This window comes from Pseudomonas sp. RIT288, assembly GCF_000631985.1.
Lineage (GTDB): Bacteria > Pseudomonadota > Gammaproteobacteria > Pseudomonadales > Pseudomonadaceae > Aquipseudomonas.
Window position 1 is genome coordinate 187,848 of sequence record NZ_JFYN01000001.1, and the last position, 21,475, is coordinate 209,322.

18 protein-coding genes and 1 riboswitch are annotated in these 21,475 nt (G+C 60.9%); of the genes, 10 read left to right on the forward strand and 8 right to left on the reverse strand.

Annotated elements, in window-relative coordinates:
- Positions 1-18: 18 nt before the first annotated feature.
- The 3 genes from BW33_RS00810 to tkt all read right to left on the reverse strand — a co-directional run bounded on the left by BW33_RS00810 (position 19) and on the right by tkt (position 4,445).
- Positions 19-1,182 carry a phosphoglycerate kinase gene (locus BW33_RS00810; RefSeq protein ID WP_047596539.1) on the reverse strand — a complete coding sequence of 388 codons (1,164 nt, stop codon included), beginning with the start codon at positions 1,180-1,182 and terminating at the stop codon, positions 19-21.
- 26 nt (positions 1,183-1,208) lie between these two features.
- On the reverse strand, positions 1,209-2,267 hold the full coding sequence (gene epd, locus BW33_RS00815) for an erythrose-4-phosphate dehydrogenase (protein WP_047596540.1): 1,059 nt from the start codon (positions 2,265-2,267) through the stop codon (positions 1,209-1,211).
- Positions 2,268-2,447: 180 nt separating this feature from the next.
- Positions 2,448-4,445 carry a transketolase gene (gene tkt / locus BW33_RS00820; RefSeq protein ID WP_047596541.1) on the reverse strand — a complete coding sequence of 666 codons (1,998 nt, stop codon included), beginning with the start codon at positions 4,443-4,445 and terminating at the stop codon, positions 2,448-2,450.
- A gap of 258 nt (positions 4,446-4,703) precedes the next feature.
- Between tkt and BW33_RS00825 the strand changes: the two genes are divergently transcribed.
- The 4 genes from BW33_RS00825 (at position 4,704) to BW33_RS00840 (ending at position 9,317) form a co-directional block, all read left to right on the forward strand.
- On the forward strand, positions 4,704-5,699 hold the full coding sequence (locus BW33_RS00825; RefSeq protein ID WP_047596542.1) for an ArsR/SmtB family transcription factor: 996 nt from the start codon (positions 4,704-4,706) through the stop codon (positions 5,697-5,699).
- 18 nt (positions 5,700-5,717) lie between these two features.
- Positions 5,718-6,908, forward strand: a complete 1,191-nt coding sequence (gene metK / locus BW33_RS00830; protein WP_003229025.1) for a methionine adenosyltransferase — start codon at positions 5,718-5,720, stop codon at positions 6,906-6,908.
- Positions 6,909-7,150: 242 nt separating this feature from the next.
- A complete protein-coding gene (ligB, locus tag BW33_RS00835; RefSeq protein ID WP_047596543.1) occupies positions 7,151-8,827 on the forward strand; it encodes an NAD-dependent DNA ligase LigB in 1,677 nt (558 codons plus the stop codon).
- Between the two features lie 94 nt (positions 8,828-8,921).
- The gene (locus BW33_RS00840; RefSeq protein WP_041063442.1) at positions 8,922-9,317 is read left to right on the forward strand and encodes a DUF1090 domain-containing protein; all 396 of its coding nucleotides are present in this window, start codon (positions 8,922-8,924) and stop codon (positions 9,315-9,317) included.
- Positions 9,318-9,495: 178 nt separating this feature from the next.
- Here BW33_RS00840 and BW33_RS00845 read toward each other — a convergent pair whose 3' ends face one another.
- Positions 9,496-9,945, reverse strand: a complete 450-nt coding sequence (locus BW33_RS00845) for a c-type cytochrome (protein ID WP_047596544.1) — start codon at positions 9,943-9,945, stop codon at positions 9,496-9,498.
- A 128-nt stretch (positions 9,946-10,073) separates the two neighbouring features.
- On the opposite strand from BW33_RS00845, the gene mltA reads away from it, so the two are divergent.
- Positions 10,074-11,246 (forward strand): murein transglycosylase A, encoded by a 1,173-nt coding sequence (mltA, locus tag BW33_RS00850; RefSeq protein WP_047596545.1) that lies wholly within the window; start codon positions 10,074-10,076, stop codon positions 11,244-11,246.
- Positions 11,247-11,369: 123 nt separating this feature from the next.
- Here the strand turns inward: mltA and BW33_RS00855 are convergent, their stop codons facing one another.
- Both BW33_RS00855 and BW33_RS00860 read right to left on the reverse strand, forming a co-directional pair.
- Positions 11,370-11,753 carry an MAPEG family protein gene (locus BW33_RS00855; RefSeq protein WP_047596546.1) on the reverse strand — a complete coding sequence of 128 codons (384 nt, stop codon included), beginning with the start codon at positions 11,751-11,753 and terminating at the stop codon, positions 11,370-11,372.
- 39 nt (positions 11,754-11,792) lie between these two features.
- The gene (locus BW33_RS00860) at positions 11,793-12,626 is read right to left on the reverse strand and encodes an EamA family transporter (protein WP_047596547.1); all 834 of its coding nucleotides are present in this window, start codon (positions 12,624-12,626) and stop codon (positions 11,793-11,795) included.
- A gap of 155 nt (positions 12,627-12,781) precedes the next feature.
- Between BW33_RS00860 and BW33_RS00865 the strand changes: the two genes are divergently transcribed.
- Entirely contained in the window at positions 12,782-14,047 is a 1,266-nt protein-coding gene (locus BW33_RS00865; RefSeq protein WP_047596548.1) for a cation:proton antiporter, read from the forward strand.
- On the opposite strand, the gene BW33_RS00870 is transcribed toward BW33_RS00865, so the two are convergent.
- Positions 14,048-14,953 (reverse strand): formate/nitrite transporter family protein, encoded by a 906-nt coding sequence (locus tag BW33_RS00870; RefSeq protein WP_047596550.1) that lies wholly within the window; start codon positions 14,951-14,953, stop codon positions 14,048-14,050. It lies immediately after the preceding gene.
- 205 nt (positions 14,954-15,158) lie between these two features.
- Entirely contained in the window at positions 15,159-15,566 is a 408-nt protein-coding gene (locus tag BW33_RS00875) for an acyl-CoA thioesterase (protein ID WP_047297108.1), read from the reverse strand.
- 196 nt (positions 15,567-15,762) lie between these two features.
- Positions 15,763-15,861: riboswitch (S-adenosyl-L-homocysteine riboswitch) on the forward strand.
- 23 nt (positions 15,862-15,884) lie between these two features.
- Here BW33_RS00875 and ahcY point away from each other — a divergent pair.
- The 4 genes from ahcY to BW33_RS00895 all read left to right on the forward strand — a co-directional run bounded on the left by ahcY (position 15,885) and on the right by BW33_RS00895 (position 21,383).
- Complete coding sequence (gene ahcY / locus BW33_RS00880; RefSeq protein ID WP_007959684.1) at positions 15,885-17,294, forward strand: adenosylhomocysteinase; 1,410 nt, start codon at positions 15,885-15,887, stop codon at positions 17,292-17,294.
- Between the two features lie 174 nt (positions 17,295-17,468).
- Positions 17,469-18,314: a methylenetetrahydrofolate reductase [NAD(P)H] gene (gene metF, locus BW33_RS00885; RefSeq protein ID WP_003229047.1), complete on the forward strand. Its 846-nt coding sequence runs from the start codon at positions 17,469-17,471 to the stop codon at positions 18,312-18,314.
- Between the two features lie 169 nt (positions 18,315-18,483).
- Positions 18,484-19,296, forward strand: coding sequence for a substrate-binding periplasmic protein (locus tag BW33_RS00890; RefSeq protein ID WP_047596552.1), 813 nt, complete (start codon positions 18,484-18,486; stop codon positions 19,294-19,296).
- Positions 19,297-19,517: 221 nt separating this feature from the next.
- Positions 19,518-21,383 (forward strand): DEAD/DEAH box helicase, encoded by a 1,866-nt coding sequence (locus tag BW33_RS00895; RefSeq protein ID WP_047596553.1) that lies wholly within the window; start codon positions 19,518-19,520, stop codon positions 21,381-21,383.
- Positions 21,384-21,475 lie beyond the last annotated feature (92 nt).

Consider the following 21,475-nt stretch of genomic DNA (forward strand, 5'->3'; position numbering starts at 1 on the left):
CTGGCCAAACGGGCGGCCTCAGGCCTTGGCCCGGCTTTCCAGGACTTCAACGGCCGGCAGCACCTTGCCTTCGACGAATTCGAGGAACGCGCCACCACCGGTGGAAATGTAGGAGATTTGCTCAGCCACGCCATATTTATCGATGGCCGCCAGGGTGTCGCCACCGCCGGCAATGGAGAACGCCGCGCTGTCAGCGATGGCCTGGGCCAGCACTTTGGTGCCGTTGCCGAACTGGTCGAACTCGAACACGCCGACCGGGCCATTCCACAGAATGGTTTTCGACGATTTCAGCAGTTCGGCGAAGTTGGCCGCGGTTTGCGGGCCGATGTCCAGAATCATGTCGTCAGCGGCAACGTCAGCGATCAGCTTGACGGTGGCTTCGGCGCTTTCAGCGAACTCCTTGGCAACCACCACGTCCACCGGCAGCGGCACGCTGACTTTGGCGGCGATGGCACGTGCGGTGTCCAGCAGGTCCGGCTCGTACAGCGACTTGCCGACCGGGTGACCGGCGGCGGCCAGGAAGGTGTTGGCGATGCCGCCGCCGACGATCAGTTGATCGCAGATCTGGCTCAGGCTGTTGAGGACGTCGAGTTTGGTCGACACCTTGGAGCCGGCAACGATCGCAGCCATTGGCTTGGCCGGTGCGCCCAGCGCCTTGCCCAGTGCGTCCAGTTCAGCGGCCAGCAACGGGCCAGCAGCGGCGACTTTGGCAAACTTGGCCACGCCGTGGGTCGAACCTTCGGCGCGGTGCGCGGTGCCGAAAGCGTCCATCACGAACACGTCGCACAGGGCGGCGTATTGCTGGGCCAGTTCGTCAGCGTTCTTTTTCTCGCCCTTGTTGAAGCGCACGTTTTCGAACAGCACGATGTCGCCGGCCTTGACGTCAACACCGTCCAGGTAATCGGCAACCAGCGGCACGTCGCGGCCCAGAGCCTTGCTCAGGTAGTCAGCGACTGGCTTGAGGCTGTTCTCGGCGGAGAACTCGCCTTCGGTCGGACGGCCCAGGTGTGAGCACACCATCACCGCCGCACCTTTTTCCAGGGCCAGCTTGATGGTCGGCAGCGAAGCCAGGATACGCGCATCGCTGGTGACAACACCGTCCTTGACTGGGACGTTGAGGTCTTCGCGAATCAATACGCGCTTACCTTGCAGATCGAGGTCGGACATCTTCAACACGGTCATGGGTCGCACTTCCTGAGTAACTGTTCTTAGAGAGCAGGTTTTTTTGAAATCGCTGTTTGCAGATAGTGGTCTGCAACGTCCAGCATTCGGTTGGCAAAACCCCATTCGTTATCGAACCAGGCCAGGATGTTCACCAGCTTGGGGCCGGAAACACGGGTCTGACTGGCATCGACGATGGCCGAATGTGGGTCATGGTTGAAATCACAACTGGCGTGCGGCAACTCGGTGTAGGCCAGCAGCCCCTTGAGCGGGCCGTTGGTGGCGGCTTCGCGCAGGATCCGGTTGACCTCGTTGGCATCGGTCGCGGTGGCGGTCTGCATCGTGATGTCGAGGCAGGACACGTTGACCGTCGGCACGCGTACGGCTTTGGCCTGAATTCTCCCGGCAAGTTCCGGCAGCAGGCGCTCGATACCGCGCGCCAGACCAGTGGACACCGGGATCACCGACTGGAACGCCGAGCGGGTGCGGCGCAGGTCTTCGTGGTGATAGGCGTCGATCACCGGCTGATCGTTCATCGCCGAGTGAATCGTGGTGATCGACACATAATCCAGGCCGATCGCCTTGTCCAGCAGACGCAATAGCGGCACACCGCAGTTGGTGGTGCAGGAGGCGTTGGACACCAGCAGTTCGGCGCCGGTCAGGCAATCCTGATTGACGCCGTAGACGATGGTGGCGTCGACATCCGCCTCGCTGGCCATCGGTTGCGAAAACAATACCCGTGGCGCGCCGGCGTCGAGGAAACGCTGGCCGTCTTCACGGGTGTTGTAAGCGCCGGAGCATTCAAGCACCAGGTCGACGCCCAGCGCCGCCCAGTCGATGCCTTCGGGGGTGGCACTGCGCAGGACCTTCACGCAGTCGCCATTAATATGCAGACAATCGCCTTCTACTCGCACTTCGCCGGGAAAGCGGCCGTGGGTGGAGTCGAAGCGTGTCAGGTATTCAATGCTGGCCATGTCCGCCAGATCGTTGATCGCGACAATTTCAAACCCGGCCTTCTCGCCACGCTCGAACAACGCACGCAAGACGCAACGACCAATCCGGCCGTAGCCGTTGAGTGCAACTTTGTAGGGACGCGGTTGAGGCATGGGGTTCTCGATAAACGCAGACAGAACGAAATCTCGTTAACAACACGCCCCCTGTAGGAGCTGTCGAGTGAAACGAGGCTGCGATCTTTTGATCTTGTTTTTAAGATCAAGATCAAAAGATCGCAGCCTTCGGCAGCTCCTACAGGGACCGCGGTGGTCATAAAACCACCGCGTTGTGTTTTAGTCTTCCAGCAGCTCTTCAGCCTGACCCAGGATGTTTTCCAGGGTGAAGCCGAACTCTTCGAACAGTGCCGAAGCCGGAGCCGATTCGCCGTAGGTGGTCATGCCGATCACGCGACCTTCCAGGCCCACGTACTTGAACCAGAAGTCGGCGTGAGCCGCTTCGATCGCGATACGTGCGCTGACCTGCAACGGCAGAACCGATTGCTTGTAGCCGGCGTCTTGAGCGTCGAACACGCTGGTGCAAGGCATGGAAACCACGCGCACCTTACGGCCCTGCTCGGTCAGTTTGTCGTAGGCCTGAACGGCCAGACCGACTTCCGAACCGGTGGAGATCAGGATCAGCTCAGGCTCGCCTGCGCAGTCCTTCAACACGTAGCCACCGCGGCTGATGTCAGCGATCTGGCCGGCATCGCGCTCCTGGTGCTGCAGGTTCTGACGCGAGAAGATCAGCGCCGAAGGGCCGTCTTTACGCTCCAGCGCATTTTTCCAGGCCACCGCCGATTCAACGGCATCGGCTGGACGCCAGGTGTCGAGGTTCGGCGTGGTGCGCAGGCTGGTCAGTTGCTCGATCGGCTGGTGCGTCGGGCCGTCTTCGCCCAGACCGATGGAGTCGTGGGTGTAGACGTGGATCACACGCTTTTTCATCAGCGCCGACATGCGCACCGCGTTGCGCGCATATTCCATGAACATCAGGAAGGTCGCGCCGTAAGGCACCAGGCCGCCGTGCAGGGACACGCCGTTCATGATCGCGGTCATGCCGAATTCGCGCACGCCGTAGTACATGTAGTTGCCGCCGGCATCTTCAGCGCTGACGCCTTTGCAACCTTTCCACAGGGTCAGGTTGGAACCGGCCAGGTCAGCCGAACCGCCGAGCAGTTCCGGCAGCAGCGGGCCGAACGCGTTCAAGGTGTTCTGGCTGGCTTTACGGCTGGCGATGGTTTCGCCTTTGGCCGCCACTTCAGCGATGTAGGCCGAGGCTTTTTCCGCGAAGTCAGCCGGCAGTTCGCCGCTCAGACGACGGATCAGCTCGTTGGCTTCGGTCGGGAATGCGGCGGAGTAGGCAGCAAAACGCTGATCCCATTCGGCTTCGGCAGCGCGACCTTTTTCCTTGGCATCCCACTCGGCATAAATGTCGGCCGGGATTTCGAACGGGCCGTAGTTCCAGTTCAGCGCCTGACGAGTCAGAGCGATTTCCGCGTCACCCAGTGGGGCGCCGTGGCAGTCTTCCTTGCCCTGCTTGTTCGGCGAACCGAAACCGATGGTGGTCTTGCAGCAGATCAGGGTCGGCAGCGGGCTCTTGCGCGCGGTTTCGATGGCGGTCTTGATCTCTTCCGGATCGTGACCGTCGACGTTGCGGATCACCTGCCAGTTGTAGGATTCGAAACGCTTCGGGGTGTCATCGGTGAACCAGCCTTCGACTTCGCCGTCGATGGAGATGCCGTTGTCATCGTAGAAGGCGATCAGCTTGCCCAGGCCCAGAGTACCGGCCAGGGAAGCGACTTCGTGGGAAATGCCTTCCATCATGCAGCCATCACCGAGGAACACGTAGGTGTGGTGGTCAACAATGTTGTGGCCAGGACGGTTGAACTGCGCGCCCAGGACTTTTTCAGCCAGCGCGAAGCCGACGGCGTTGGCCAGACCCTGACCCAGCGGGCCGGTGGTGGTTTCGACGCCCGGGGTATAACCGAATTCCGGGTGACCCGGGGTGCGGCTGTGCAGCTGACGGAACTGCTTGAGGTCGTCGATCGACAGGTCGTAACCGGTCAGGTGCAGCAGCGAGTAGATCAACATCGAGCCGTGGCCGTTGGACAGCACGAAGCGGTCACGGTCGGCGAACGATGGGTTGCTCGGGTTGTGCTTGAGGTAGTCGCGCCAAAGTACTTCGGCGATATCTGCCATACCCATAGGGGCACCGGGATGGCCGCTGTTGGCTTTTTGCACGGCATCCATGCTGAGGGCACGAATGGCGTTGGCACGCTCACGACGGCTAGGCATCGCTGATCTCCTGGGTGTGAATAGATTGAAACGGAAAAAAGGAGGGCATTTTCCCTCACCGGAGCGCCTTGGGGCAATGACAGATAGTCATCCGAAGGCGTTTTTCCCATGCTGGACGGCGGTTTCGTCTGGTGAAACCTTTCCGCTGTTCGTTTGTAGAGTTAACCAGCCAGTGAGAAGTGCCATCTATCGAGCAATATCAAAACTTTTTGATATTGCCCTTGCAGCGATTTCCCACCGTCACTAGACTGCTGCCCCATGAACTTACGCGTGCCTTCCATTCGCCATGACGATTGCGACGAGCTGGCGGCCCTGTGCAAGGCCGGTGGCGATCCGCTGCGCCTGAATGTACTGCGCGCGCTGGCCAACGACTCGTTCGGCGTACTGGAGCTGGCGCAGATTTTCGGCATCGGTCAGTCCGGCATGAGCCACCACCTCAAGGTACTGGCCCAGGCCGATCTGGTGGCGACACGTCGCGAAGGCAACGCGATTTTCTATCGCCGCGCCCTGCCTCACACCGAATTGCTGGGCGGCAAGTTGCACGCCGCATTGTTAGAAGAAGTCGACAATCTGGCGCTGCCGGACGACGTGCAGGCACGCATCGCTCAGGTCCACGGACAACGTGAAGCGGCCAGTCAGGACTTTTTCGCCCGGGTTGCGGAGAAATTCCGCGCCCAGCAAGACTTGATCGCAGGCCTGCCGCAGTACCGCGACAGCGTGCTGGCCCTGCTCGACAAACTGAACTTCAATGGTGCTGCCACGGCCATTGAAGTCGGCCCCGGCGATGGCGCTTTCCTGCCGGAACTGGCCCGTCGCTTCGGCACCGTAACCGCGCTGGACAACAGCCCGGCGATGCTCGAACTGGCGCGTCAGGTATGTGAACGTGAACGGCTGGCTAACGTCAGCCTGCAATTGGCCGATGCATTGAATGGCACCAGCCTTCAGGCCGATTGCGTGGTACTGAACATGGTGTTGCACCATTTCGCCGCGCCGGCCGAAGCGCTCAAGCACATGGCCGGCCTGCTGCAACCGGGCGGTAGCCTGCTCGTGACAGAGTTATGTAGCCACAACCAGAGTTGGGCCAGGGAGGCCTGCGGTGATCTGTGGTTGGGGTTTGAACAGGACGATTTGGCCCGTTGGGCCACCGCTGCGGGACTCGTTCCCGGGGACAGCCTCTATGTAGGCTTACGTAATGGTTTCCAGATCCAGGTTCGCCACTTTCAGCGACCGGCTGGCGACACTCACCATCGGTAAATTCAGGAAAACATCGAGATGAGCGAATACTCCCTCTTCACCTCCGAGTCCGTGTCTGAAGGACATCCGGACAAAATCGCCGACCAGATTTCCGATGCGGTGCTGGACGCCATTATCGCCCAGGACAAACACGCACGCGTTGCCGTGGAAACCCTGGTCAAGACCGGCGTTGCCATCGTGGCCGGTGAAGTGACCACCAGCGCCTGGGTCGACCTGGAGCAGATCGTTCGTGACGTGATCTGCGACATCGGCTACACCAGCTCCGAAGTCGGCTTCGACGGCGCTACCTGCGGCGTGATGAACATCATCGGCAAGCAGTCCCCTGACATCAACCAGGGTGTTGACCGTGCCAAGCCTGAAGATCAGGGCGCCGGCGACCAGGGCCTGATGTTCGGCTACGCCAGCAACGAAACCGACGTGCTGATGCCGGCTCCGATCACCTTCTCGCACCAGCTGGTACAGCGCCAGGCCGAAGCCCGCAAATCGGGTCTGCTGCCTTGGCTGCGTCCGGACGCCAAGTCGCAAGTGACTTGCCGTTACGAAGGCGGCAAGGTGGTCGGTATCGACGCCGTTGTACTGTCGACCCAGCACAACCCTGAAGTGTCGTACAAAGACCTGCGCGAAGGCGTGATGGAGCTGATCGTCAAGCACGTGCTGCCTGCCGAACTGCTGAGCAAGGACACCCAGTTCCACATCAACCCGACCGGCCAGTTCATCATTGGCGGCCCGGTAGGTGACTGCGGCCTGACCGGTCGCAAGATCATTGTCGACAGCTACGGCGGCATGGCCCGTCACGGCGGCGGCGCATTCTCCGGTAAAGATCCATCGAAGGTTGACCGTTCGGCTGCCTACGCTGGCCGTTATGTTGCCAAGAACATCGTCGCTGCCGGCCTGGCCGAGCGTTGCGAGATTCAGGTGTCCTACGCCATCGGTGTCGCTCAGCCGACTTCGATCTCGCTGAACACCTTCGGTACCGGCAAGATCAGCGATGACAAGATCATCAAACTGGTGCGTGAAGTGTTCGACCTGCGTCCATACGCGATCACCACCATGCTCGATCTGCTGCACCCGATGTACCAGGAAACTGCAGCCTACGGCCACTTCGGTCGTGCTCCGCAGACCAAGACTGTTGGCGAAGATACCTTCACCACGTTCACCTGGGAAAAAACCGACCGCGCCGACGCTCTGCGTTCCGCTGCGGGTCTGTAAGCCCTCCCCGGCTGCAAAAAAGCCCCGCACGGTTCGCGCCGTGCGGGGCTTTTTCATGCTTGCCAAGATCAAAAGATCGCAGCCTTCGGTAGCTCCTACAGAGCGCATTCCCATGTAGGAGCTGCCGAAGGCTGCAATCTTTTGACTTTAATGCTGTGCAACACCCCGCAAAACACCCAGGCTACCCGACCCGCAATCCTCGCCTAGCCTTCAAGCATTCTCCCTGAGCAAGGACGCTCAAAATGCTTGCCACGCTGCGCCTGTTTTCCGTTGTACTACTGAGCTTCGCCCCTCTGATCGCTTATGCAGCCTGCCCCGACTGGTCTGCCAGCAGGGCAAACATTGAAATCTCGGCCCTGCAACAGCAGATCGACCAATGGGACGACGCCTATCACCGCGAAGGCCGCTCGCCGATTGCCGACGAGCTTTACGATCAATCGCGCCTGCGGCTCAACGAGTGGCGCCAGTGCTTCCAGCAGCCCGCAGCGCCCGAACCTGTGCGCAACGTGTCTGGCTCCGTCGCGCATCCGGTCGCCCACACCGGCCTGGACAAGCTTCACGAAGCCGCCGCCGTTCAAGCATGGTTAAAGGATCGCCAGGATGTCTGGGCACAACCCAAGGTCGATGGCGTGGCGGTCACGCTGATCTACCGTCGTGGCCTGTTACAGCAAGCGATCAGCCGCGGCGACGGCATCCGCGGTCAGGACTGGACGGCATCGGCGCAAAAAATCGCTGCCATTCCGCAACAACTCACCCAACCGCTGGACCTGCTGGCGCAGGGCGAACTCTATTGGCGCCTGAATCAACATGTGCAAGCCAGCGCCGGCAGCGTCAACGCCCGCGCCACCGTTGCCGGGCTGATGAGGCGTAAAACTCTGAGTGCAGAACAGGCGTCCGGGATCGGCCTGTTCGTCTGGGATTGGCCGCAGGGCCCGGCGAGTCTGCCCGAAAGGACAGCGACCCTGGCGACATTGGGCTTCGCCACGACAGCGCCATTCAGTCAGGTCATCGCCAACTTTACCGACGCGCAAAAATGGCGCGAGCACTGGTATCGATCGCCCCTGCCCTTCGCCACTGACGGCATTGTCCTGCGCCAGAGCCAGCGCCCACCGGCTGAGCGCTGGCAGGCGAGCGCGCCCTACTGGGCCGTCGCCTGGAAATATCCGTTTGCCCGGGCGCTGGCCGAGGTGCGCAAAGTGAATTTCAAAGTCGGCCGCAGCGGACGCATCACACCGGTCTTGGAGTTGTCGCCCGTGATGCTCGATGACCGCGAGATCAAACGGGTCAGTGCCGGTTCACTCAAGCGCTGGCAGACGCTGGATATCCGCCCGGGTGATCAAGTGGCCATCAGCCTGGCCGGGCTGACGATTCCACGACTCGACAGTGTGGTGTTGCGCACCACCGAACGGGCCGCCCTTGACATTCCCGACACGCGCGATTTCCACGCCTTGAGCTGCTGGCAACCGACACCCGGTTGCGAAAGCCAGTTTCTCGCACGCCTGGCCTGGCTCAGTGGCAAACAAGGTCTGGCGCTGCAGAATGTCGGGCGCGGCACCTGGGAGAAACTTCTGGAAACAGGCCGCCTGAACAACCTGCTGGATTGGTTGACCCTCGACGAGCCAGAGCTTGCTAACATTGCCGGCTTCGGCGAACGCAGCAGCGCACGTCTGATCAACAGTTTTCACAGCGCCCGCCAACGGCCGTTCACGCAGTGGCTCAAAGCATTGGGTTTACCGCCGACTGGTCAGGCACAACTGGCCGACTCGTGGCAGGCGCTGGCACAACGCGACACCGAACAATGGCAGGCAGAAGCCGGAATCGGCCCGGGCCGCGCGGCGCAATTGAGCGCATTCTTCCGCGACCCGCAGGTGCTGGCCTTGAGTGACACATTACACGCCGCCGGAATCGACGGTTTCTGATCAAGCAATCCCAGGCAGCCGGGAACCCCAGGGCCATCAGACGCTCAAACAGCGCAGTGCCCCCGACCCGATTGCCTTTGCACATGGAGCTTTTATGAAATTTCTTGCACCGCTCGCCTTGCTGACTCTCTGTGGCGTCCTGGCCGCGCCTGCGATGGCCGACGAAGATGCACCGGGCCTGACCGGTTGCGCCGCCAAGAAGCAGGGCATCATCAATCAGATCGAACAGGCCAAATCCCGGGGCAACACCGATCAGCAGGCCGGTCTGCAGACCGCTCTGGATGAAGTGACGAAGAACTGCACCGATGCCGGCCTGAAGAAAGAACGCGAAAACAAGGTGCTGGAAGCCAAGCACGAAGTGAGCAAGCGTCAGGCTGATCTCGACAAGGCGATGAAAAAAGGCGATCCGGAGAAGATCGACAAGCGCAAGAACAAGCTCGCCGAGTCGCGCAAGGAACTGCAGGATGCGCTGGACCAGATCGACAAGTAACCAGTGTTGAGAGAGATGTCCTGTGGCGAGGGAGCTTGCTCCCGCTGGGCCGCGAAGCGGTCCCAACTCCATTCAACCGCGCTGCAGCAGACTCAACTCGGTTGAATGGGTTTACGACGCCTGCGCCGCCGAGCGGGAGCAAGCTCCCTCGCCACAGTCGTCCGGCAGTCTCCGACAATCAATGATCCCGAAACTCTTTATGGCAAGCGCTGCAGGCATCTTCAACCTTCTGCACCGCCGGCCCGAGATTACTGGCCTTGTAGGGCTGAACCTTGCTGGCGATCACCAGCTCACCGGTGGCCGCTTCAAGGTTGCGGGCCAATTCCTGAAAGCGGGCCTGACGCAGCCAGACATCGTCCTTGGCGCTGGTGTGATCTTCTTCACGCACCTGCGGGAAATGCTTCCACGGCTCATGGGACAACGCATCAAGCTTCACCGCGCCTTCGGCGAATTTCGGCCCGTCGAATGGAATGCGTCCGCGCAACATGCCGCCCAAGTCCTCACCGGTCTTGAGCATCTGCTTGAAGATCGCCTTGCGTTGTCCCAGCGGAGAATTCGGATCGACGCCGCCACAAGCGGACAAGGTCAGACAGGCCAGCAATACAACAGAAATGCTTTTAAGAGTCATGGTTGCTTCAGGTCACGGAATTCGGCGGCCAGTATCCTCGCGTCGCCGACAAACACCAATAGCCCTATTAAAAATACGGGTTGCCCGAGCGCATGGAGCACTCGGACAACCGGCACAGGAATCACTCCATGAACAGCCGTTTCAAGGCCTGGCGTCACCCACTGATCGCAACCCTGCCGCTGCTGGCAATCCTCGCCGGCTGCACGGGCGGCGACACGGCCAAACCGAAAACCCACGCCTTGGCCACTTATTCCAGCGCCACCTGGGAAGCCCTGCCGGCGGTGTCCGACAGCGACCTGGTCGCCGGTTTCGGCTCATGGCGCAGCGCCTGCACCCGACTCAAGGCTGATCCGGTCTGGGGCGGCACCTGCGCTGCGGCGGCCAACGTGCCGCAGAGCGCCAACGAAATCCGCGCGTTCCTCAAGCAAAACCTCGACGTGTTCGGGCTCCGCGCCGAGCATGACAACCCCAACGGTCTGATCACCGGATACTACGAACCGGTCTATCCCGGCAGCCTGACGCCCACCGAGGCGGCGAACGTGCCGGTGTATGGCGTGCCGGAAGACATGATCATCGTCTCGCTGGACAGCATTTATCCGGAGCTCAAGGGCAAACGCCTGCGGGGCCGCCTCGAAGGCCGGGTGCTCAAGCCGTATGACGACGCGGCGACCATCGAATCCAAAGGCGTCAAAGCGCCGGTGGTGGCTTATCTCACCGATCCGATGAACCTGCAATTTTTGCAGATCCAGGGTTCCGGACGGATTCAGACACCGGATGGCAAACAACTGCGCATCGCCTACGCCGACCAGAATGGCCACCCGTACCGGCCGATCGGCCGCTGGCTGGTCGAGCAAGGTGAGCTGAAGAAAGAGGACGTGACCATGGACGCGATCAGCAACTGGGCCAAGGCCAACCCGTCACGCATCCCGGAACTGCTGGGCAGCAACCCGAGCTATGTGTTCTTCACCCGCAACCCGGACAGCAACGAAGGTCCACGCGGCTCGCTGAACGTGCCGTTGACCGCCGGTTATAGCGCAGCGGTGGATCGCAAGGTGATTCCGTTGGGCAGCCTGCTGTGGCTGTCGACCACCCGCCCGGATGGAACCGCACTGGTACGCCCGGTCGCTGCGCAGGACACCGGTGGCGCAATTGCTGGTGAGGTTCGTGCGGATCTGTTCTGGGGCACCGGCGATGCCGCCGGGCAACTGGCTGGCGACATGAAACAGCAGGGGCAGATCTGGATGCTCTGGCCTAAAGGTGCGGCGTTACCAAAAGTGCCGCAGGTGGCTGACAAGCCTTAAAAAGCAAAAAGATCGTCCGAACGCGGCCCGAGCCTGCGGCAGCTCCTACAGGAGTACGCATGCCTCTGTAGGAGCTGCCGCAGGCTCGGGCCGCGTTCGGACGATCTTTTGATCTTGCTTTATCTATACCGATACAAAGAAGAACGCAGCAATCAGCACCATCCCGACAAACCACACCAGCGACCGCAGAATCGCCCAGTCTGCCAGGTAGCAGATGATGTACAGCAGGCGACTGGTGATAAACATCACCGCCAGCACATTCACCGTCACCAGCTGCGCCGTGCCCACCAGATGCGCAACGATCACCGCCGCTGCAAAGGCCGGGGTCACTTCGAAGCTGTTCAGTTGCGCTGCATGAGCCCGCCGTGCCACACCCCCCACGCTTTCGAGAAAATCCCGAGGATCATGGTTGTCCTGAAGCCTGAAACCGCCGGTGGCCTTGGCCACGATCGTGCACACATACGGCAGGAAAATCGCAATCAATACGCACCACAGAGCCACCGTCATAAAGCCGTCCTTCTTCGAGTTGTTGGAGATTGTGGGCGGTCAGAACTTCATCACCAGCATGCCGATCAGCACCAGCCCACAGGCTAAGAGCCGCGGCCTGCCGAAAGGTTCTTTCAAGTACCGCATGCCGAACAGCACCACCAGGATCACGCTGATCTCACGTAACGCCGCCGCTTCGGCAATCGAGCCCAACTGCATCGCCCACAGCACCAGAGCGTAGCTGAACAACACGCAGAACCCGACCGCCAGACCCAGCTTCCACTGCTCGCGCCAGAACACCAGAAATGCCGGGCGTTTGGCGACCCATGCCAGCAACGGAAACGGCCAGGCGCTCAGCAGCGTGACCCAGACCAGGTAATCCAGTGGATGCGACCAGCGCCGCAAGGCCTGACCATCGATGTAGGTGTAGCAACCGATACACAAGCCGATCAGCGCCACCACCGGCAGCATCGACCACGGCAAATGTTTACCGCCACCGCCCTGCCAGAGCAGGCAGACCATGCCCAGCGGAATCAGCATGATCCCGAGAATCTGCTGCGTGGTGAGGACCTCGCCGGCGAAGATCAGGGTCAGCGCCAGCACCACCAGTGGCGACAAGCCGCGCATCAGCGGATAAACCAACCCGAGGTCGCCGACCCGATAAGCTTGAATCAGCAGATAGCGATACAGCAGCTCGAACGCCGCCGAAGCCAGAATCCACGGCCAGATGTCCAGCGGCGGCAGGCTGATAAAGGGTGACACCAGCGCCACGAACAGCAGCGCCACCGTGTCCATGCACGCCACCACCAGCAACCGCTCGGCACTGAACTTGATCAGGGTATTCCACGTCGCATGCAACAGCGCCGCCATTAACACCAGAACTGTCGCCAGCACGTTCCACTCCTTGGTTTTTTTGTTGACCCTACACCAATGTCTGCGGCTGACCAACCGAAGGAACGTGATTGTGTCCCCACCCTGAATCAGCCCATCCAACCTTTGCACCGAAGAATCGGGGCGCTGTCTTTCCACCCCCATCCAATGGAGCCCGGATGCTAGAACTCGTAGCCGCTTTTATCTGCCTCACCACCCTCCTCACCTTCGTCAATTACCGCTTCATCGGCCTGCCGCCGACCATCGGCGTGATGGTCACCGCGCTGATGTTCTCCCTGTTGCTGCAAGGCCTGAGCGTGCTCGGCTATCCCGGCCTCGAAGAACGCGTGCAGCAACTGATCGGCCAGATCGACTTCGGCGATCTGCTGATGAACTGGATGCTGTCGTTTCTGCTGTTCGCCGGCGCCCTGCACGTCAACCTGAACGACCTGCGCAGCTACCGCTGGCCGATCGGCCTGCTGGCCACTTTCGGCGTGCTGATTGCCACCGTCGTGATCGGCAGCCTCGCCTATTACATTTTTGCCCTGTTCGGCTGGCACGTGAGCTTCCTCTACTGCCTGCTGTTCGGCGCGCTGATTTCGCCGACCGACCCGATCGCGGTGCTCGGCGTACTGCGTACTGCCAATGCCTCGAAGCCGTTGAAAACCACCATTGTCGGCGAGTCGCTGTTCAACGACGGCACTGCGGTGGTGGTGTTCACCGTGCTGCTGGGCATCGCCCAACTGGGCGAGACGCCGACCCTCAGCGCCACGGCCATGCTGTTCGTGCACGAAGCCATTGGCGGCGTACTGTTCGGCGGGCTGATCGGTTATGGGGTGTACCGGATGATCAAAAGCGTCCAGCAGCATCAGATCACTGTGATGCTGACCCTGGCGCTGGTGATCGGCGGTTCGGCGATGGCCACCGAGCTGCACGTCTCGGCGCCGATTGCGATGGTGGTGGCCGGTCTGATCATCGGCAACCTGGGGCGCAACCTGGCGATGAACGACATGACCCGCAAGTACCTAGACGGCTTCTGGGAGCTGCTCGATGACATGCTCAACGCCCTGCTGTTCGCGCTGATCGGCATGGAGCTGTTACTGCTGCCGTTCAACTGGGCGCACGTGGCGGCGGCCAGTTTGCTGGCGCTGGCGATCCTGCTGTCGCGCTTGCTGACTGTGGCCCCGGCCATCGTTCTGCTGCGGCGTTGGCGCACGGTGCCGCGCGGCACCATCCGCATTCTGACCTGGGGCGGCTTGCGCGGCGGTGTCTCGGTGGCACTGGCGCTGGCCCTGCCGCTGGGCCCGGAGCGTGATCTGCTGCTGAGCATCACCTACATTGTGGTGCTGTCGTCGATCCTGTTGCAGGGTCTGACCATCGGCAAACTGGTCAAGCACGCCACCCGTGACGAGCCGGCCACAGCGACCGAGCCCGCGCACCACTGATCATTTCCTGATCTGCTGCGGATCGGGCTTTTCGGCCTGATCCGCAGACTGTTTCGCCTTGCCTGTATCTTTCGGAGAACCGCTCTCGCTGCGGATTTGTGCATGGCTGATCAGGGCGAAAATGAAACTGCCACCGATGATGTTCCCTGCCAGCGTGGGACCTGCAAACACCATCCAGAAATCACTCCACGGCAGCTCGCCGGCAAACACCAGATACGACACTTCCGCCGAACCGACCACGATATGGGTGAAGTCACCCAGCGCCATCAGGTAGGTGATGAGGATGATGATCCACATCTTCGCGCTCTCCATGGACGGGATCATCCAGACCATGGTGGCGATCATCCAGCCGGAAACGATGCCCTTGGCGAACATCTGACTGGCGTGGTTTTCCATGACCTTGCGACCGATTTCAAGGAAGGCATGATCAGTCTTGGTGTCGAAGATCGGCAGCTCGAGCATCACGTACGCCACCAGAATCGTCCCGCACAAGTTGCCGAACAGGACCACGCCCCACAAGCGGATCAGCCGGCCGAAATTGGCCAGGGTCGGTTTGGTCATCACCGGGAGGACGGCGGTGAGGGTGTTTTCTGTGAACAGTTGCTGGCGGGCGAGAATCACCGCGAGGAAACCGGCGCAGTAGCCGAAACTGGCGATGACCTTGAATTCATCGCCGTCGGGCAGACGCGAACTGAGCAGGCCCATGCCCATCAGCGACAGGCCCATGGTCAGCCCGGCGGCGAGCGCCGACCACCACAACGCGGCGATGCTGCGCTCCAGTTCCTGATCGCCCTGAGTGCGGATGATTTCATGCAGAACCGCCGCGCGGGGCGGCTGGTTTTTCTCGACTTCATGTTTTTCATCGGTCGAGAGGTTGGGGGTCTTGCCGTCTGTCGGGGTGGTCATGGCGTGGGAACCAGGTGGGGGCTTTTAGCTACGACCGTACTTGCCTGGAATACGTTCTGTATGCGCCACGCAAATCCCCGGTTTTACGCATGACAATGTAGGAGCTGCCGGAGGCTGCGATCTTTTAATCTTGCTTTACACAAAGCAAAGTCAAAAGATCGTCCGATCGCGGCCCGAGCCTGCGGCAGCTCCTGCAGGGCTCGCATTACTCGCTGACGAGCTCATCTTCCTTGAACTGGTCTTTGACGTACTTGATCTCGGTCCGCCCGTGCGGCGCCGGCAAACCGTCTTCACCGAGGTTGACGAAGACCATCTTCTCGACGGTGAGGATGCTCTTGCGGGTGATCTTGTTGCGCACTTCGCAGGTCAGGGTGATCGAGGTGCGGCCGAACTCGGTGGCGGTGATGCCCAGCTCGATGATGTCGCCCTGGCGCGAGGCGCTGACGAAGTTGATCTCGGAAATGTACTTGGTCACCACGCGCTGATTGCCCAACTGGACGATCGCATAAATCGCCGCTTCTTCGTCGATCCAGCGCAGCAGGCTGCCGCCGAACAAGGTGCCGTTGGGGTTCAGGTCTTCGGGTTTTACCCATTTGCGGGTGTGGAAATTCATGTTCACTCCTGAGCGTTTGCCGAAAGATGGCGCCATCTTGGCAGACCGAGCGGTCAGGCTCCATGAGCCTTCTACTATGGTCGCTATTAGCGATCTTCATTTGGCCGACAGAAACCCTTTGGAAGATCAGTCTAGACGGCTATAATCGCCCCCGTTTCAAAACGGTAACGTTCACTTGCTACCGTTTTCCCGCCACCTGTCCGAGGGGCGCTGCAGCAGGTTCAACCTGTCAGGCTCGGATGGGGCGTTGACTGGCCACGGCCGGACACTAAACGCACAACGGCGCCCATTCGCATACATTACGAATGGAGGCTCTTCATGAGCGCTGTTATCACGCCTGCAGATTTTAACGATTACAAAGTTGCCGACATGTCCCTGGCTGCCTGGGGCCGTCGCGAAACCATCATCGCCGAGTCGGAAATGCCGGCCCTGATGGGTCTGCGCCGCAAGTATGCTTCCGAGCAGCCGCTCAAGGGCGCGAAAATCCTCGGCTGCATCCACATGACCATTCAGACCGCCGTGCTGATCGAAACCCTGGTTGCCCTGGGTGCCGAAGTACGCTGGTCGTCCTGCAACATTTTCTCGACTCAGGACCAGGCCGCTGCGTCCATCGCCGCTGCCGGCATCCCGGTTTTCGCCTGGAAAGGCGAGACTGAAGAAGAGTACGAGTGGTGCCTGGAGCAGACCATCCTGAAAGATGGTCAGCCATGGGACGCCAACATGATCCTCGACGACGGCGGCGACCTGACTCAGCTGCTGCACGACAAGTACCCACAAGTACTGGATCGCGTTCACGGCGTGACCGAAGAAACCACCACCGGCGTTCACCGCCTGCTGGACATGCTGGCCAAGGGCGAACTGAAGATCCCTGCGATCAACGTCAACGACTCGGTGACCAAGTCCAAGAACGACAACAAGTACGGCTGCCGTCACAGCCTGAACGATGCGATCAAGCGCGGCACCGACCACCTGCTGTCCGGCAAGCAAGCGCTGGTCATCGGTTACGGTGACGTGGGCAAGGGTTCGGCCCAGTCCCTGCGTCAGGAAGGCATGATCGTCAAGGTTTCCGAAGTTGACCCGATCTGCGCCATGCAGGCCTGCATGGACGGTTTCGAACTGGTTTCGCCGTTCATCGACGGTATCAACGACGGCACCGAAGCGAGCATCGACAAAGCGCTGCTGGGCAAGATCGACCTGATCGTGACCACCACCGGCAACGTCAATGTTTGCGACGCGAACATGCTCAAAGCCCTGAAGAAGCGCGCTGTTGTCTGCAACATTGGCCACTTCGACAACGAAATCGACACCGCTTTCATGCGCAAGAACTGGGCATGGGAAGAAGTGAAGCCACAGGTACACAAGATCCACCGTACCGGCCCGGGCGCTTTCGACGCGCAGAACGACGACTACCTGATCCTGTTGGCCGAAGGCCGTCTGGTGAACCTGGGCAACGCCACCGGTCACCCGAGCCGCATCATGGACGGTTCGTTCGCCAACCAGGTACTGGCGCAGATCTTCCTGTTCGGCCAGAAGTACGCCGACCTGTCGCCAGCCCAGAAAGCCGAGCGTCTGACCGTTGAAGTACTGCCGAAGAAACTCGACGAAGAAGTGGCCCTGGAAATGGTTCGCGGCTTCGGCGGCGTGGTCACTCAACTGACCAAGCAACAGGCTGACTACATCGGCGTGACCGTCGAAGGCCCGTTCAAGCCGCACGCTTACCGCTACTGATTGGCTGAGCGTCGACGCGGTGTGCCTTGCGCACCGCGTTGCCTGACTGGCGCTGCTGACCGCTCTGTGCAGGAGCTGCCGCAGGCTGCGATCTTTTGATCTTCAAAGATCGCAGCCTGCGGCAGCTCCTGCAGGGATACAGCGTCCGGCTTACGTGTTTCCAAGGGTATGACCATGTCCCAAGACCGTCGCTACAGCTTCGAGTTCTTCCCGACCAAGACCGATGCTGGGCATGAAAAGCTGCTCAACGTTGCCCGCCAATTGGCAACGTACAATCCCGACTTCTTCTCCTGCACCTATGGCGCTGGTGGTTCGACCCGTGATCGCACCCTCAACACCGTTCTGCAACTGGAAAGCGAAGTCAAAGTACCGGCCGCACCGCACCTGTCGTGCGTCGGCGACAGCAAGGACGACCTGCGCGGCCTGCTGAACGAGTACAAGGCTGCCGGCATCAAGCGCATCGTTGCCCTGCGCGGTGACCTGCCGTCCGGCATGGGTATGACCAGCGGTGAGCTGCGTCACGCCAATGAACTGGTTGAGTTCATTCGTGAAGAAACCGGCGATCATTTTCACATCGAAGTTGCCGCTTACCCGGAGATGCATCCACAAGCGCGCAATTACGAAGACGATCTCGCCAACTTCGTGCGCAAGGCCCGCGCCGGTGCCGACAGCGCCATCACCCAGTACTTCTTCAACGCCGACAGCTACTTCTACTTCGTCGACCGTTTGCAGGCGCTGGGCGTGGATATTCCAGTCGTACCGGGGATCATGCCGATCACCAACTACAGCAAACTGGCGCGGTTCTCCGATGCCTGCGGTGCGGAAATTCCGCGCTGGATCCGCAAGCAACTGGAAGCCTACGGCGATGACAGCCAGAGCATTCAGCGCTTCGGCGAGCAAGTGGTCAGCGAAATGTGCGAACGCCTGCTGCAAGGTGGCGCACCGGGGCTGCACTTCTATTCCATGAACCAGGCTGAACCTAGTCTGGCGATCTGGAATAACCTGAAGTTGCCGCGCTAAGCACTAAAAGAAAGATCAAAAGATCGCAGCCTTCGGCAGCTCCTACAGGTGTAATTAATGCCCATGTAGGAGCTTCCGAAGGCTGCGATCTTTTGCTTTTAAATGCCCGAAACAGAGCTTGTGCAGGCACTTTCTGGCTCTTTCGCGTTTCTCGTCGTAATCTCAAGCCATGCCTTTTTTCGCGCAGTTACTCACCGTGCTGGTTTTTGCTTGCCTGAGCTTTGCCGCTCGGGGCGAGAAGCTGCGTATTGTCACCGAGCCGTGGGCACCTTACGTATACGAAGAGGATGGCAAGAACCTCGGTCTGGACTACGAAACCACCGCCATCGTGTTCAAGCGTCTGGGAATCGAAGTCGAATGGCAGTTCCTGCCGTGGAAACGCTGCCTGTCGATGCTTGAAACCGGCCAGGCTGACGGCGCACTGGACATTTTTCACAGCGACGAGCGTGACGCCACCCTGCTCTACCCCATCGAACCGCTGTCGGACGTCGAGTTCGTGATGTTCTACGCCAACGACCGACCCCATCCGTTCCGTCAGCTCGATGACCTCAAAGGTCTGACCATCGGCACTTCGCCGGGCTATCTCTACAGCCCGGATTTCAGCCAGTCGACACTGTTCACCCGCGAGCCGGCACCGACCCACGAGGCCAACTTCGGCAAGCTGCTGCGCGGGCGCATCGACTTGCTGATCACCGATCGCCGCGTGGGTCAGCACTTGCTCGATCAGCTGAATATTCGCGATCAAATTACCGAAAATCCCACGGTCATCAGCCGTCAGAGCCAATATCTGGCCGTTCGACGCAATGCCGGGATGGATCTACTGGTGGCGCGTTTCGGCGCCGAGCTCAAGCGTTTCAAGCGCGAACCGGCCTACGCCGAGCTCAGCGCACGCTACGGCGCAGCCCCGGTCGATGCCATGCCGCTGGGCAACGCCTCGGCCAGCCGCAAAACCGTTGAGCAGCAGGAAAGCAGCGCGCAGTGATTGCTCTGTTATACTCCGGCGTTCCCGCCAGGCTCACGCCCGGACGCCCGGAACCGTAACAGGCCTCTCGACCCGCTACAGCGCAGCTTTCAGCCCGCGCGAGCGCTCCTGACGTGCCTTCGGAACCGCAGCAGGACCGGACGGGATCGCGTCCTCTTAAACGCGATTCGCGCCAGGCAAGACTCCCATTGGGCCAAGCCCTAACTAAAACAGGATTACTCATGTCCTTTGCTTCCCTCGGTCTCTCCGAGGCTTTAGTCCGCGCCATCGAAGATGCGGGCTATACCGAGCCTACTCCGGTGCAACAGCGGGCCATTCCCGCCGTGTTGCAAGGTCGCGACCTGATGGTTGCGGCACAGACAGGTACCGGTAAAACCGGCGGTTTCGCCCTTCCGATCCTGGAGCGGTTGTTCCCCAACGGTCACCCGGACAAATCCCAGCGTCATGGCCCGCGCCAACCGCGCGTACTCGTCCTGACCCCGACCCGCGAACTCGCGGCCCAGGTACACGAAAGCTTCAAGATCTACGCCCGTGACCTGAAATTCGTCAGCGCCTGCATCTTTGGCGGCGTCGGCATGAATCCGCAGGTCCAGGCCATGTCCCGTGGCGTTGACGTCCTCGTCGCGTGCCCGGGTCGTCTGCTCGACCTCGCGGGCCAGGGCAGCGTCGATCTGTCCCACGTCGAAATCCTCGTCCTCGACGAAGCCGACCGCATGCTCGACATGGGCTTCGTCCACGACGTGAAGAAAGTCCTCGCACGTCTGCCGGCCAAGCGTCAGAACCTGCTGTTCTCGGCGACTTTCTCCAAAGACATCACCGATCTTGCCGGCAAGCTGCTGCACAACCCGGAACGCATCGAAGTCACGCCGCCGAACACCACGGTCGAGCGCATCGAACAACGCGTGTTCCGTCTGCCGGCCAGCCACAAGCGTGCCCTGCTGGCGCATCTGATCACCGCCGGCGCCTGGGAACAGGTACTGGTGTTCACCCGCACCAAGCACGGCGCCAACCGTCTGGCCGAGTACCTGGACAAACACGGCCTGCCGGCTGTGGCGATCCACGGCAACAAGAGCCAGAACGCCCGCACCAAAGCCCTGGCCGACTTCAAGGCCGGTGAAGTGCGCATTCTGGTAGCGACCGACATCGCTGCTCGCGGTCTGGACATCGACCAGTTGCCACACGTGGTCAACTTCGAACTGCCGAACGTCGATGAAGACTACGTGCACCGTATCGGCCGTACTGGCCGCGCCGGCCGTTCGGGCGAGGCGATCTCGCTGGTGGCCCCGGACGAAGAAAAACTGCTGAAAAGCATCGAACGCATGACCAAGCAGAAAATCGCCGACGGCGACCTGATGGGCTTCGATGCCAGCACCATTGAGGCCGAGAAGCCTGAAGTGCGCGAGCGTCCGGACATGCGCAACCCGCGCAACTCCCGTGGCCCGCGTGGCGACGGTCCGAATGGCGGCGGCGGTGGCGGCGGTCGCAAGGACAAAGGCAAAGACAAGGGCAAGGAAAAACCCGCCGGCGAACGCGGCGAGCGCCCTGCCCGTCAGCAGAAACCACGTGAAGGCACCCCGGCCCGCGAACAGCGTCCGAGCCAGCCACCACGCGCTGCGGCTGATCGTGCACCGGACGAGTTCCTCGACGACGATATCGATAACTTCGGTAACCGTGTTGACTACGTGCCGAAAGCTGCTCCAGCCGGTGGCCGCGGCCGTCGTCCGGGTGCTCCGGCACAAGGTACAGGCGCGGGCGCTCCACGCGGCGGTCAGTCGCAAGGTCGCCAGAACGGCCCGCGCAACAGCAACGGTTCAAGCACCGGCACTCCGCCGGCCAAACGCAGCGGCCCGCGCAACGGTGCTCCGCGTGATGGCCAGGGCCGTCGTGACGAGTCCTCGCGCAACCGCCGTCCGGCTCGCGACGATCAGCAACGCGCCGAACCGGCCGTGCAGAACCCGCGCAGCAACGGGCCGAAGATCATGCACAAGGAGTCCAAGGCTGACCGCTTCCCGACGCCTGAGCAGCTCGATCAACTGCCGACCCGTCCGCGCGGTGAAAAACCAGCACTGCTGACCCGCAATCGCTGAGTTACCGCGGCAATGAAAAATGCCCCGACTCGAAAGAGCCGGGGCATTTTTTATGGATGTCCCAGAACCCGCTTTCTGTAGGGGCTGCCGAA

What these genes read in the sequence shown, in the direction of transcription:
- mltA (WP_047596545.1), top strand. Translation starts at nt 10,074, where the DNA reads ATGAACAGCCGTTTCAAGGCCTGGCGTCACCCACTGATCGCAACCCTG.
- epd (WP_047596540.1), bottom strand. Translation starts at nt 2,267, where the DNA reads ATGCCTCAACCGCGTCCCTACAAAGTTGCACTCAACGGCTACGGCCGG.
- BW33_RS00855 (WP_047596546.1), bottom strand. Translation starts at nt 11,753, where the DNA reads ATGACGGTGGCTCTGTGGTGCGTATTGATTGCGATTTTCCTGCCGTAT.
- ahcY (WP_007959684.1), top strand. Translation starts at nt 15,885, where the DNA reads ATGAGCGCTGTTATCACGCCTGCAGATTTTAACGATTACAAAGTTGCC.
- BW33_RS00825 (WP_047596542.1), top strand. Translation starts at nt 4,704, where the DNA reads ATGAACTTACGCGTGCCTTCCATTCGCCATGACGATTGCGACGAGCTG.
- BW33_RS00840 (WP_041063442.1), top strand. Translation starts at nt 8,922, where the DNA reads ATGAAATTTCTTGCACCGCTCGCCTTGCTGACTCTCTGTGGCGTCCTG.
- metF (WP_003229047.1), top strand. Translation starts at nt 17,469, where the DNA reads ATGTCCCAAGACCGTCGCTACAGCTTCGAGTTCTTCCCGACCAAGACC.
- metK (WP_003229025.1), top strand. Translation starts at nt 5,718, where the DNA reads ATGAGCGAATACTCCCTCTTCACCTCCGAGTCCGTGTCTGAAGGACAT.
- BW33_RS00845 (WP_047596544.1), bottom strand. Translation starts at nt 9,945, where the DNA reads ATGACTCTTAAAAGCATTTCTGTTGTATTGCTGGCCTGTCTGACCTTG.
- BW33_RS00810 (WP_047596539.1), bottom strand. Translation starts at nt 1,182, where the DNA reads ATGACCGTGTTGAAGATGTCCGACCTCGATCTGCAAGGTAAGCGCGTA.
- tkt (WP_047596541.1), bottom strand. Translation starts at nt 4,445, where the DNA reads ATGCCTAGCCGTCGTGAGCGTGCCAACGCCATTCGTGCCCTCAGCATG.
- BW33_RS00865 (WP_047596548.1), top strand. Translation starts at nt 12,782, where the DNA reads ATGCTAGAACTCGTAGCCGCTTTTATCTGCCTCACCACCCTCCTCACC.
- BW33_RS00895 (WP_047596553.1), top strand. Translation starts at nt 19,518, where the DNA reads ATGTCCTTTGCTTCCCTCGGTCTCTCCGAGGCTTTAGTCCGCGCCATC.
- BW33_RS00890 (WP_047596552.1), top strand. Translation starts at nt 18,484, where the DNA reads ATGCCTTTTTTCGCGCAGTTACTCACCGTGCTGGTTTTTGCTTGCCTG.
- ligB (WP_047596543.1), top strand. Translation starts at nt 7,151, where the DNA reads ATGCTTGCCACGCTGCGCCTGTTTTCCGTTGTACTACTGAGCTTCGCC.
- BW33_RS00870 (WP_047596550.1), bottom strand. Translation starts at nt 14,953, where the DNA reads ATGACCACCCCGACAGACGGCAAGACCCCCAACCTCTCGACCGATGAA.
- BW33_RS00875 (WP_047297108.1), bottom strand. Translation starts at nt 15,566, where the DNA reads ATGAATTTCCACACCCGCAAATGGGTAAAACCCGAAGACCTGAACCCC.